At 59.0% G+C, this 13,388-nt stretch carries 9 protein-coding genes; 6 read left to right on the top strand and 3 right to left on the bottom strand.

Annotation, left to right across the window (positions count from 1 at the left end; translation table 11 throughout):
- The first annotated feature begins 3 nt into the window (after nucleotides 1-3).
- The 6 genes from ftsA (at nucleotide 4) to AC13DE_RS17610 (ending at nucleotide 8,994) form a co-directional block, all read left to right on the top strand.
- Nucleotides 4-1,338 (top strand): cell division protein FtsA, encoded by a 1,335-nt coding sequence (gene ftsA / locus AC13DE_RS17585; RefSeq protein ID WP_446306319.1) that lies wholly within the window; start codon nucleotides 4-6, stop codon nucleotides 1,336-1,338.
- Nucleotides 1,339-1,511: 173 nt separating this feature from the next.
- Complete coding sequence (gene ftsZ, locus AC13DE_RS17590; RefSeq protein ID WP_446295612.1) at nucleotides 1,512-3,149, top strand: cell division protein FtsZ; 1,638 nt, start codon at nucleotides 1,512-1,514, stop codon at nucleotides 3,147-3,149.
- A 369-nt stretch (nucleotides 3,150-3,518) separates the two neighbouring features.
- Nucleotides 3,519-4,442: a UDP-3-O-acyl-N-acetylglucosamine deacetylase gene (gene lpxC, locus AC13DE_RS17595; RefSeq protein ID WP_446314021.1), complete on the top strand. Its 924-nt coding sequence runs from the start codon at nucleotides 3,519-3,521 to the stop codon at nucleotides 4,440-4,442.
- 221 nt (nucleotides 4,443-4,663) lie between these two features.
- A complete protein-coding gene (locus AC13DE_RS17600; protein ID WP_446295610.1) occupies nucleotides 4,664-5,533 on the top strand; it encodes an outer membrane protein assembly factor BamD in 870 nt (289 codons plus the stop codon).
- A gap of 38 nt (nucleotides 5,534-5,571) precedes the next feature.
- Nucleotides 5,572-7,233, top strand: coding sequence for a DNA repair protein RecN (gene recN / locus AC13DE_RS17605; protein WP_483048572.1), 1,662 nt, complete (start codon nucleotides 5,572-5,574; stop codon nucleotides 7,231-7,233).
- Nucleotides 7,234-7,308: 75 nt separating this feature from the next.
- The gene (locus AC13DE_RS17610) at nucleotides 7,309-8,994 is read left to right on the top strand and encodes a chloride channel protein (RefSeq protein ID WP_483048573.1); all 1,686 of its coding nucleotides are present in this window, start codon (nucleotides 7,309-7,311) and stop codon (nucleotides 8,992-8,994) included.
- A gap of 238 nt (nucleotides 8,995-9,232) precedes the next feature.
- Here AC13DE_RS17610 and AC13DE_RS17615 read toward each other — a convergent pair whose 3' ends face one another.
- From AC13DE_RS17615 to cobT, 3 genes are read right to left on the bottom strand one after another with little or no spacing between them, the layout of a single operon-like run.
- Nucleotides 9,233-9,577, bottom strand: coding sequence for a DUF427 domain-containing protein (locus AC13DE_RS17615; RefSeq protein WP_446295607.1), 345 nt, complete (start codon nucleotides 9,575-9,577; stop codon nucleotides 9,233-9,235).
- 40 nt (nucleotides 9,578-9,617) lie between these two features.
- Complete coding sequence (locus tag AC13DE_RS17620) at nucleotides 9,618-11,408, bottom strand: aminopeptidase P family protein (protein WP_483048574.1); 1,791 nt, start codon at nucleotides 11,406-11,408, stop codon at nucleotides 9,618-9,620.
- Between the two features lie 58 nt (nucleotides 11,409-11,466).
- Nucleotides 11,467-13,344: a cobaltochelatase subunit CobT gene (gene cobT / locus AC13DE_RS17625; RefSeq protein WP_446314026.1), complete on the bottom strand. Its 1,878-nt coding sequence runs from the start codon at nucleotides 13,342-13,344 to the stop codon at nucleotides 11,467-11,469.
- Nucleotides 13,345-13,388: the final 44 nt, after the last annotated feature.

Genomic DNA, 13,388 nt, shown 5'->3' on the forward strand with positions numbered 1-13,388 from the left:
AAGATGATGGACCTATACGACAGCCAGCGATCAATGCGACATATGCGCAAGCTCGCGATGCAACGCGGCGTGGTGGCTATTCTGGATGTAGGCAGTTCAAAGATTGCCTGCCTAGTGCTTCGGTTCGATGGCACGGGTCGTGTCTCGGAAGACGGCGAAATCGGGTCACTGGCCGGCCAATCGGGGTTTCGGGTGATCGGTGCCGCGACCACCCGGTCACGCGGGGTGCGGTTTGGTGAAATCTGCGCCATGCAAGAGACCGAACGTGCTGTGCGCACGGCACTTCAGGCGGCGCAGAAAATGGCCAATATCCGGGTGGATCATGTGATTGCCTGCTTTTCAGGCGCCGAACCGCGCAGCTATGGGTTGGACGCGGAAATCGACCTAGAGGGGCAGGTTGTCTCGGAGCAGGATGTCGCGCGGGTTCTGGCAAGCTGTGATGTGCCGGAATATGGCGAAGATCGCGAAGTGCTGCATGCCCAGCCGGTAAATTTCGCCTTGGACAATCGTTCGGGCTTGTCCGACCCGCGCGGGCAGTTGGGCAACAGCCTGTCGGTAGATTTGCACATGCTGACTGTCGATGGCGCCGCAGTGCAACATTTGGCGCATTGCATCAAGCGGTGCGATCTGGAGCTGGCAGGGATTGCATCCTCCGCCTATGTCTCGGGCATCTCGTCACTGGTGGAAGATGAACAAGAACTGGGCGCTGCTTGCATCGACTTGGGCGGGGGCTCGACCTCTGTATCGATCTTCATCCGCAAGCACATGATCTACGCAGATAGTGTGCGCATGGGAGGCGATCATATCACCTCTGATATTTCCATGGGCTTGCAGGTGCCCACTGCCAACGCGGAACGGATCAAGACCTTTTACGGTGGTGTGCATGCGACGGGCATGGACGACCGCGAGATGATAGATATCGGGGGCGATACCGGCGACTATGAACATGACCGGCGAACCGTGAGCCGTGCAGAGCTGATCGGCATCATGCGTCCCCGGGTCGAAGAAATACTCGAAGAGGTCAGGGCGCGTCTGGATGCCGCTGGGTTCGATCATCTTCCGAGCCAGCAAATCGTGCTGACCGGCGGCGGCAGCCAGATACCCGGGCTGGATGGGCTGGCAAGCAAGATATTGGGCCAGCAGGTACGCCTGGGGCGGCCGCTGCGGGTGCATGGTTTGCCACAGGCCGCGACCGGCCCGAGTTTCGCCTCCGCCGTGGGGCTGGCGCTGTTTGCGGCCCATCCGCAAGACGAATGGTGGGACTTCGACATCCCCGCTGACCGCTATCCTGCACGGTCGCTCAAGCGGGCTGTCAAGTGGTTCCGAGACAACTGGTGACCCCTATATGCGGTGTAGGAACCGAAATAGAGGCAAAATCGGCAAAAAAACGCCCATATTATGTGGCAAAACCGTGTTTTCTAGGTGACGCAAGGGGCTAATCCCTATACAATGTGGGAGAATGCTCAAAAAAATGCCCCGCAAGCGGGCAAAACAATACAGGCGGACGGCTCATGACACTTAATCTCTCAATGCCAGGACAAGGCGACTTGAAACCTCGGATCACCGTTTTCGGGGTGGGCGGGGCAGGCGGGAACGCCGTGAACAACATGATCGAGAAAGAGCTCGACGGTGTTGATTTCGTGGTCGCCAACACTGATGCGCAAGCGCTTCAGCAGGCGAAAGCCGAGAACCGCGTTCAACTGGGTATCAAGGTAACCGAAGGTCTGGGCGCGGGTGCCCGTGCCTCTGTCGGGGCCGCCGCTGCCGAAGAAAGCATTGAACAGATCGTCGATCATCTTGCCGGGGCGCACATGTGCTTTATCACCGCCGGTATGGGTGGTGGCACCGGGACAGGGGCCGCGCCGATCATCGCACAGGCCGCGCGTGAATTGGGTGTTCTGACCGTTGGCGTCGTGACCAAGCCGTTCCAGTTTGAAGGCATCAAGCGGATGCGTCAGGCTGAAGACGGTATCGAGGCGCTGCAAAAGGTCGTCGATACGCTGATCATCATCCCCAACCAGAACCTGTTCCGTTTGGCGAACGAAAAAACCACCTTTACCGAAGCATTCTCCATGGCGGACGACGTGCTGTACCAAGGTGTCAAAGGCGTAACGGATCTGATGGTCCGACCCGGCCTGATCAATCTCGACTTTGCGGACGTGCGTGCCGTGATGGACGAGATGGGCAAGGCGATGATGGGCACCGGCGAGGCGGAGGGCGAAGATCGCGCCATCCAGGCCGCCGAGAAAGCCATCGCGAACCCGCTGCTGGACGAAATCAGCCTGCGCGGTGCCAAGGGCGTTCTGATCAACATCACCGGCGGTCACGACCTGACCCTGTTCGAACTGGACGAAGCGGCGAACCGTATCCGCGAAGAAGTCGACCCAGACGCGAACATCATTGTTGGTTCCACGCTTGATACCGAACTTGGTGGCGTGATGCGCGTGAGCGTTGTTGCCACTGGTATCGACGCGGTGGATGTGAACACTGAAATGCCGGTTCCACGTCGCTCCATGTCACAGCCTTTGCCTGCAAAGACCGTTTCGGAAGAGCCCGCGCCACAGCCTGTAGCCGCGCCTGCGCCGGTTGCGGCCAAAGTTGAATACGAAGATGAGCAACCGCAGCTTTTCGACAACGGCACCTCGGGTAACCAAGGTCAATTCGACGATGAAAGTGTGTTGGAAGACAGCGCTGACAGCGACGGTCTGCCAGCCCCCGCGTACCGTCCCGAAGTCGCGTCGTTTCAACCGCGTCACGATACGGTAGAGGTGCACGAAACCCCGCAAGAGGCATTTGTTGCGCCGCGTGCACCTGCACCTGGCACGCCTTCCCCCGAAGCGTTGGCTCGGTTGCGCGCCGCGGCGCAAAAAGCGTCCCCGGCCGCGCCTCAACGTGCGCAGCAGCCGCAGGCACCACAGCAACGCCAGCAACCAGCCGGTGCGGAGCATGCTGAAAAGCGGTTTGGCATCAATTCCCTGATCAATCGCATGACCGGGCATGGCGAAGCCGACGGGCAGCAGCGCCCTGCGCGCCAGCAACCACCAGTACAGACCCGCGCCTCTTCGGCAGCGCCGCAGCCACGCGATGTTCACGATGAAGATCAAGAGCGTATTGAGATCCCCGCCTTCCTGCGTCGCCAAGCGAACTAAACCTGTCGAAGACACCTCGTCGACGAAGGAAAGGCCATCCCTCAGGGGGTGGCCTTTTTATTTGCGGCGTCGGAATCGCTTGCCGCAGCACAGCATCCGTTGCGGCTTTTCTGTCACATCGCAGGTGGTTTTTGTAACCGGGACATAAAAAAGCCAAAGTTTCTGTTCACGGAAATGAGCCAAAATGATCACTCTGTAGCGGCAAATATATAAATATATCAACATATTAGCTGACGGTTTGGGAAAATAGGCGCAATTGTGACAGTGATGTTTCAGACGGTAGCAATGATTGAATTGAGCATTTGGAACGGTGCCTTTAGGTGTAGGTTCAACTTAGACAAACGATCTTTGGAACGTTGGGAATTGACCGTGCAGACAACCATAAAGACACCGATCAGCTTTAGCGGCACTGGCTTGCATTCCGGTTTGGCTGCAACCGTTGTGATACGTCCGGCCAGTGCACATCATGGCATCTGGTTTTCACGCAGCGACGTCGAAGTGGGTGATCGCCTGATCCCTGCGCGTTGGGATGCCGTCAACCGTTCCCCGCTGTGCACCAAACTTGAGAATAGCTCGGGTTTGCAGGTTTCGACCGTCGAACATCTTATGGCGGCGCTTGCAGGGTGTGGAATCCACAACGCTCTGATCGAGATTGACGGTCCCGAAGTACCAATTCTCGACGGCTCTTCGGCCCCTTTTGTTCGTGGTATCATGCAGCGCGGTGTGCGCATGCTGACCGCCCCGGTATTTGCCCTTGAGGTGTTGAAAACCGTCACGATCACCGAAGGCGATGCAACTGCGACCATCGCACCCAGCGACACGCTGAAGATCGATTTTGAGATCGATTTCGTCGATGCCGCGATTGGTCACCAGCAAAAATCGCTGGTGATGAACAATGGCAGCTTTGCCCGTGAACTGTGCGACAGCAGAACCTTCTGTCGCCAGGCAGACGTGGACGCCATGCAAGCCAATGGCCTTGCCCTTGGCGGGAGCGCCGGCGAGAACGCTATCGTGTTCGAAGGCGACAAGGTGCTTAGCCCCGGCGGGCTGCGTCATGCCGACGAACCCGTGCGTCACAAGATGCTTGACGCTTTGGGCGACCTTGCTTTGGCAGGCGCACCACTGATTGGCCATTACACTGGCATTCGTGCCGGGCACACCATGACAAACACGTTGTTGCGTGCGCTTTTCGCGACCCCGGGTGCCGTGCGGATGGTTGAATGCGATGCCGCGATGACGTCGCGTCTTCCGGGCTATGGGCTTGTTATGGCGGAAATCCCCGCAGTGGCCTGACTGCTGCTGAAATTGCCTGTTCATCAGATCGTGTACAAGCGTTAACGGCGGTTGAAACTCACGTGGCGCTTGGGTAATCGTTGATATAATTGAACAGGGGTCGGCAGGCTAAATTCCAGCTGAGTTTTAGGGATCGCACGACCCCAGCGATACCTTGTGCTGGTCATTGGCAAAAGCGTAACGTAAGACGTGACAGTGGGAAAGAAACGAGGGTGAACAGCATGACAGGTGCGAAGTCGCGCAAGCGGTTGGTCGGTGCGGTGCTAGTGGTTGCGGCGCTTGGGGCTTGCGGTAACCAGGATACCGGTCGCAGAACCAAGAGCTTTTTCAACTCTCAGGAAATCCCTCTCGAGACCTATTCAGCCGAACAGATTTACGAGCGCGGCGAATTTGAATTGAACCGCAAGCGCCCGGCGGATGCTGCTGAATATTTCTCAGAGATCGAAAGGCTGTATCCGTATTCGGATTGGGCGAAACGTGCGTTGATCATGCAAGCCTATTCGTACCATCAGGACAAAGATTACGAAAACAGTCGCGCCGCCGCGCAACGGTATATTGATTTCTTCCCTGATGATGATGACGCGTCATACGCCAGCTATCTCTTGGCGCTCAGCTATTATGATCAGATTGACGAGGTCGGACGCGATCAAGGGCTGACCTTTCAGGCGCTGCAAGCCTTGCGTCAGGTTATCGAAGGTTACCCTGACAGCGAATACGCCCGTTCTGCGGTTCTGAAGTTCGATCTGGCCTTCGATCACCTTGCAGGCAAGGAAATGGAAGTCGGGCGCTATTATCTGCGCCGCAAGCATTATACCGCGGCCATCAACCGGTTCCGTGTCGTCGTCGAGGATTTCCAGACCACGACCCACACCGCAGAGGCATTGCACCGCCTTGTCGAAGCCTATCTGTCATTGGGTCTTACGGACGAGGCGCAGACTGCCGGCGCGATCCTGGGCTATAACTACAGATCAACCGAATGGTACGAGGCGAGCTACAAGCTGCTGACCGGCAAAGGGTTGGAGATGAAGTCATTTGGCGACAATTGGCTGACCGCGATCTATCGGCAGACCATCAAGGGCGAGTGGCTCTGACCCAAGCGCGGCTGTGCGACCTACACGGAATGTAACCCATGCTACGCGGCCTAGACATCTCGGATATGTTGATCATCGACCGGCTGGAACTGGCGTTTCAGCCGGGTCTCAATGTGCTAACCGGTGAAACCGGGGCGGGTAAATCCATTCTTCTTGACAGTCTGGGGTTCGTGCTTGGGTGGCGTGGGCGGGCGGATCTGGTGCGACAGGGGGCGGACCAAGGCGAAGTGACGGCGTGGTTCGACCTGCCTGACGGGCACCCCGCACATGCGGTGCTGGACGCGGCCGGGTTGCCGGGCGGGCCGGAGCTGATCTTGCGGCGTATCAACGGGTCGGACGGGCGCAAGACGGCGTGGGTCAATGACCGCCGCTGTTCGGGCGAAGTTTTGCGGGCGTTGTCGGAAACGTTGGTGGAGCTTCACGGCCAGCATGACGATCGAGGCTTGCTTGACCCCAAGGGCCACCGAGCCATCCTGGACGAATTTGCCGACAACAGCAGCTTGCGCGAAGCGGTGCGCGAGGCCTGGGGCGCGTTGAACGCTGCACGCAAGGCAGCGCAGAAAGCCGCCAAGGATCGCGATGCAATCGCAGCGGAAGAAGAATTTCTGCGTCATGCGGTGGCAGAGTTGGACAAGCTGAACCCGGAACCGGGGGAAGAGGCCCAGCTTGATGTGCGCCGCCGGATGATGCAAGGGGCTGAAAAAATCCGCACGGATGTGGTCAATGCCTATGAAATGCTTGGCCAGGGCGGTGCGGAAACCCAGATTGGTGATGCGTTACGCTGGCTTGACGGCGTTGCGCACAAGGCCGAAGGGGCACTGGAAGCTCCCTTGGCGGCTTTGTCGCGCGCGATGATCGAATTAGACGACGCGATGGAGGGTATCGCGGCTGCAATTGACGTGATGTCGTTCAATCCGGTCGAACTGGAGGAAACCGAAGAGCGGCTGTTCGCGATCCGCGCGATGGCCCGCAAGCACGACGTGCAGCCAGATGATCTTGCCGGTTTCGCCGATACGCTGCGCGGCAAGCTCGAAGCGCTCGATGCCGGTGATGCGGCCCAGGCAGAGCTTGAGAAGAAGGTGCGGGAAACGCAGGCTATTTACGATGCAGCCATCGGCGCTTTGACGGCATCGCGGGCTAAATCGGCCAAAAAGCTTGATGCGGCTGTTGCCGAAGAACTGACCCCGCTCAAGATGGAAAGGGCGGTCTTTCAGACGCAGGTCACCCCTGATACTGCTGGTCCAGATGGCGGTGACATGGTGTCTTTTACCGTCGCACCCAACCCCGGCGCACCCGCAGGGCCTTTGGGCAAGATAGCCTCCGGCGGCGAGCTTAGCCGTTTTTTGTTGGCGCTCAAGGTGTGCCTGGCCAAGGGACAAACCGGTCTGACGATGATTTTCGATGAAATCGACCGGGGCGTTGGCGGGGCGACGGCGGATGCGGTGGGAAGACGTCTTGCCGCGCTGTCAAAAGGCGGGCAAGTGTTGGTAGTGACCCATTCACCGCAGGTTGCCGCGTTGGGCGCGCACCATTGGCGCGTGTCGAAAACCGTGTCAGATGGCATGACGCTGTCGACCGTCACCCCGCTTTCGGACGTCGAACGGGTGGACGAGGTTGCCCGCATGTTGTCAGGCGATACGATCACGCAAGCAGCGCGTGCTGCCGCCCGCGAGTTGTTGGGCGCGGAATATGCAGGCTGAGGATATAGTGCCGTTGTCGGGTCATCTCTCGGGCCATCACCGTCCAGACACAAGGTACCCTGAAACGTAGTCGCTATGGCATTGAAACCACGCCTTTATCTATCCCACCACTATAACCTGGCCCGTGATCAGACGCGCCGCGGTTGGGAGGTTCTGCGCGAGAAGGGGCCCAGCAAGATCGTTTTCTGGTTTATTGCCTTGGTGATAGGCATCGCCGCAGGCTTTGCGGCATTGTTCTTTCGCAAAGGCATCAATGCCATTCAGGCATTTTTATACGGTACTGAAGACACCCAGCATCTGCACAGTTTCATCGGCAGTCTTGATTGGTACTGGGTGGTGCTTATTCCAACCTTCGGCGGTTTGGTCGTAGGGTTGATCTTGCACAATTTCACCCGTGATGCGCGTGCAAGGAGCGTCAGCGACGTCATTCTCGGATCAGCGCTTCATGAAGGCCGGGTTGAAACCCGGGCGGGGCTGGCCTCGACCCTCGCGTCTCTCATCACCCTCAGCACCGGCGGCTCTTCGGGGCGCGAAGGGCCGGTGGTGCATTTGGCGGCGGTGATCTCTACGTTGGTCAGTCGGCGCATCAACGCCAGTGGCGTTACCGGGCGCGATCTGTTGGGCTGTGCTGTCGCGGCGGCGGTTTCGGCCAGCTTCAATGCCCCCATCGCGGGGGCGTTGTTTGCATTGGAAATTGTGCTGCGCCATTTCGCCGTCCATGCATTTGCGCCGATCGTCATCGCCTCTGTCGCCGGTACGGTGATCAACCGCCTTGAATTTGGCGGATTGACTGAATTTGTGCTCCCCACGATCGGCGACGTGTCATTCTATGCAGAGCTACCGGCATTTCTGTTGTTGGGTTTGACCTGCGGTATCGTGGCGGTGATCTTGATGCGGGGGATATTCTGGGCCGAGGATATCGGCAATTACATTCAGGATCTCAGCAAGCTGCCCCGCTACATACGTCCGATGGTCGCCGGGGCAATTTTGGGCGTTATCGCTCTTTGGTTTCCGCATATTATCGGCGTGGGCTATGAAACCACCAGCCGGGCCCTGTCCGGCGACATGATCCTGAACGAAGCAATCGTGTTCGCCGCGCTCAAGATCGCGGCGGTATCGATAACGCTTGGCGGGCGTATGGGCGGTGGGGTGTTTTCTCCGTCGCTGATGCTGGGCGCGTTGACGGGGCTGGCATTTGGCTTGATCGCGACGGGCGTATTTCCCACAATGTCGGGGGCCACCTCGCTTTATGCCCTGGCAGGCATGGGGGCCGTGGCGGCAGCGGTATTGGGAGCACCCATCTCGACCACGTTGATCGTGTTCGAAATGACCGGTGACTGGCAAACCGGGCTTGCGGTCATGGTCGCGGTCAGCATGTCGACAGCCCTCGCGTCACGACTTGTTCATCGAAGTTTCTTCCTGACACAGATGGAACGACGCGGCGTGCATCTGGCCGCTGGCCCTCAGGCGTATCTGTTATGCATGTTCACGGTGGCACGGATGATGCGTCGGCCCGATGACCCGGGGGCCGCTGATGAACAAACGTGTTGGGACCTTATCGGCGAAGGAACCTATATCGACGGTGCCGCCACCCTGGAGGCCGCAATGCCGGTGTTCGAACAATCAGGTGCCGCGTATATTCCGGTCGTCGCTCTCCAGGCTGACGCACCGCCAGAACTTTTGGGTGCCTTGTTCTACGTGGACGCTCTCAAGGCATATAACCGCGCCCTGGCAGAGACCGCGGCGGAAGAACATTCATGACTGCTCCGGGTCAATCGCCGGTTACTGCAGGTCAAAACCAAGCGTGGTGCAGCCGTTCAAATCCACAGCGCGTTCCGATGCCTTTGTGGCACCTCACGTCCCGCAAGGTCGCTCATAACGCTGTGGCTCAGGACAACCCCCAGTGCGTGTTTGCCTCGTCGACTGGCGGTCTTGCCGGGCTGAATCCGCCCGGCACAATCACCGTTACGCTGAACATCTATAGAAAAGGCAGCCGGACCTATATCTGTTCTATGGTCACCTCGGGCAGCTGATAGAACGCAAGATGCCCCTTGATTTCGGCAACCGCCGCGTTGGGGTCTTCATATGTCCATGCGACATTCTCCAGCGTCCGGCTTTTCGTCACCACGGAAAAGTAATTCGCATCACCTTTATACGGGCAGTGGGTGGTCATGGCCGTCTTGTCAAGAAACGCCATCGCAACATCACCCTGCGGGATATAAATGACGGCGTCGCGGTCGCCTTCGCGCAGTTCAAGCGCGTTTTTTGTTTCTGCGATTACCGCGCCGCCGGCGCGCACTGTCCATATGCCTTTAGCTTTCAATATCTTGATATGGTCTACCATGGTTGACCTTACTCCCTGAAATAATGGAAAATCCCTGTGCCTAAATCGGCGCTGTCGCAGCATCCAACCATAGTTTCGCCTCCTGCGATAGCCGAGGCCCAATCTTTTCTGCAACCTGCTTGTGATAGGCGTTCAGCCACCCACGAGAGATGTCATCAAACAGGGCAAGGTCGATCAGGCGCGTGTCGATAGGCGCAAAGCTCAGCGTTTCCCAGTGCAACATGGGGCGGTGGTCATCGCCGCCATCCAGATTGGGAGCAGGCCGCACGACCAGCAGGTTCTCAAGGCGAATGCCAAACGCGCCCTCGCGATAATAACCCGGCTCATTGCTCAGGATCATCCCTGGCATCAGCGGCACCGAACTGACCTTGCTCAGACGTTGCGGCCCTTCATGGACGCTCAGGTAAGCGCCGACACCGTGGCCGAGCCCATGATCGAAATCCTGGCCGGCCATCCACAGGGGCAGGCGGCCAACCGCCTCGATGTCGCGCCCGGCAAGCCCTTGCGGCCAACGCAGTCGACTCATGGCAATCATCCCCAGCAACACGCGTGTAAACGCCTGCGTCGCCTCTGGCAAAACCGCGCCGATGGCAACGGTCCGCGTGATGTCCGTGGTGCCGTCCAGATACTGCCCGCCCGAATCCAGAACCAATAAATGTCCGTCCTTCAACACGCTGTCGGAGTCTTCGGTGACCCGGTAATGCATGATCGCGCCATTCGGCCCCGTACCCGCAATTGTTTCAAAGCTTATGTCCTGCAACGCGTTATCGCGACGCCGGAAAGCTTCCAGTCGGCTCACGACCTGCATTTCGGTCACGGTGCCGGGTGGTTGCTGGTCCAGCCACGCCAACAGCTCGACCAGGGCGGCACCGTCGCGCAGATGTGCCGCCGCAGATCCGGCAACTTCGGCTGCGTTTTTGCATGCCTTGGGCAAGGCACAGGGATCGTCCCCCCAAACGACCCGATCACCGATTACATCCGCAATGGCAATCGGCACGGTGGCCTTGTCCAATCGCACCGGCCCAGCGACCGTCTGTAAATAGGCCAACAGTGTCTCGGGTGGATGGACAGTCACGGTCGATCCGAAATGAGACGTCAGGTGTTCTATCTTAGCGGGGTTCACGAACAGGTTGATGCGTCCCGAGCCGTGCAAGACCGCGAAACCATGCACGACCGGATTTCGCGCGATATCCGCACCCCGAATATTGAGCAGCCAGCAAACACTGTCGGGCAAGGTGATGACCGCCGCCGCCGCACCACTGTCGCGCAGCGATTGTCCCAAACGGGCTGCCTTGTCGATATGACTTTCGCCTGCGAACTCCAGTGGATGTACCTTGGCGATCTTCACCGGTGGGGGCGGCTGGTCTTCCCATATACGGTCGACAAGGTTGTCACACCGTCGCATCTCGATGCCACTGCCCTCCAGTGCTCCGTTCAACTGTTCGATCTGGGCGGCGGCATGCAGCCATGGGTCAAAGCCGACGATCCCTCCACGGGGCAACTGCCCGCGCAGCCAATCGGCTAATGAAACTTCCGGCCAGGCCACCGGCGTGTAGACATCGGCGATCTGCGTCTTGACCTGGGTTCGATAGCGCCCGTCAATAAACACACCGGCTGCCCCGATCAATGCAGCACAAAAGCCCGCCGAGCCGGTGAAGCCGGTCAACCATTGCAGCCGCTCATCATGCGGTGCGACGTACTCGCCCTGATGCGCGTCCGCACGAGGGACAAGAAACCCGTCCAGCCCTTCCGCCTTGATCTCGCTGCGCAATGCCGCCAGCCGCGGGGGCCCTTGCTCAGGCCGGGAGGTCACCTCGAACGATTGAAACAAAACACGACTCCCATTTTCATTTTGCCAAAAAAACTCCCCGCGGAGCGTCCCTCAACCCTCAGCTCGCGCGACGTATCCCCATGACCCTGGCCCGTGCCCGGGGATCGGTATCAAACAGCGCGGCAAGCTGTTCGGTCATTGCGCCAGCCAACTGTTCGACGTCGGTGATTGTCACGGCGCGCTCGTAATACCGGGTCACGTCATGTCCGATACCAATCGCCAACAACTCTACCGCCTTGCGTTTTTCGACCATGGCGATGACGTCGCGAAGGTGCTTTTCCAGATAGTTCGCGGGGTTGACCGACAGGGTGCTGTCATCCACCGGTGCGCCATCGCTGATCACCATCAGGATCTTGCGCGACTCATGCCGCGCCATCATGCGACGGTGCGCCCATTCCAGTGCCTCACCGTCGATGTTTTCCTTCAACAGACCTTCCTTCATCATCAAACCCAGGTTGGGCCGGGTCCGGCGCCAGGGCGCGTCGGCGGATTTATAGATGATGTGGCGCAGGTCGTTCAGGCGGCCCGGTTGCACGGGACGGCCCTGGTTCAGCCAGGCTTCGCGGGCCTGACCCCCTTTCCAGGCGCGGGTGGTAAAGCCAAGGATTTCCACCTTGACGTTGCAACGCTCAAGCGTGCGTGCCAGAACATCGGCGCAAATAGCCGCAATGGAAATCGGCCGGCCGCGCATGGAACCCGAATTATCCAACAACAATGTGACGCATGTATCGCGAAACTCGGTGTCCTTTTCGACCTTGAACGACAGCGGCGTTGTGGGGTTCGCCACGATGCGCGCCAACCGGCCCGCGTCAAGCGTCCCTTCCTCTAGGTCGAATTCCCAAGATCGGTTTTGTTGCGCCTGCAAACGGCGCTGCAACTTATTGGCCAAACGGCTCACCGCCCCCTTTAAAGGTTCAAGCTGCTGGTCAAGATAGGCACGCAGGCGTTCAAGCTCGGCCGGTTCGGCCAGATCTTCGGCACCGATCACCTCGTCATGTTCGGTCTGATAGACCAGATAGTTTGGGTCGGCATCCGACGCCGGCGGCGGGGCAGGTGGCTCCATCGGGGCGTCGCCATCAGGCATCTCGGCTTCTTCGCCAAGCTCCTGGTCGGCCATGTCATCCATTGACACCTGCGCCTGGGATTCGTCCTGCTGCTGTTCTTGCGACTGCTCGGGGGATGCCTCTGCCTGATCGTCGTCTTGTTCATCGTCGCCGGTGCTGTCGGGGTCCTGCTCCTCTTCGGTGCCTTCTTCCTGAGCCTCGTCCTGTTCTTCGTCCGATTGATCGGGGTCATCGCCCAACTGATCGCCATAGCCCAGGTCCACGATCATCTTGCGGGCGAACCGCGCAAAGGCCGCCTGATCATCCAGGGTGTCGTTCAGGGTATCCAGCGTCGCCCCGGCCTGATCCTCGATATACCCGCGCCACAGTTCCATCGCGTTGGCAGCGCCCGCCGGCAGATCGCGACCTGTGGCCAAATGGCGCACCAGATAACCCGCCGCGGTTGCCAGCGGCACGTCGCTGGGTTGTTTGGCCTGATCATATCCCTTTCGCAGGGAATCGTGTTTGATTTTGACGTCGATATTGCCAGCGGTACCCGGCATGTCCCGCGCGCCTACAGCTTCGCAACGCGCGGTTTCCATTGCTTCATACAGTTCCCGGGCCATTTCACCAGCGGGCAGGTATTTCGAATGTGTCTGACCATTGTGATACCGCCGGTTCAACGCCAGCGCGTCCGCCGTCCCCCGTGCCAACAGCACTTCGTCACGGGTCATGCGGCGACTTACCTGCGGCAGGCGCATCGCGTCTCCCGACAGGCCTGACGGATCCACCGAATAGCTTACCGTCAGGTCGGGATCGTGCGACATGACTTTTGTCGCTTCAGCCAAGGCCTTTTTGAAAGCGTCGGCGGGATTGTCGGAGGGTTTGCTCATTTCAGGTCTCGCGTCGCCAATGGGTCATGGGTAAAACTTTCGCA

The organism is Sulfitobacter sp. L-8 (assembly GCF_056859255.1).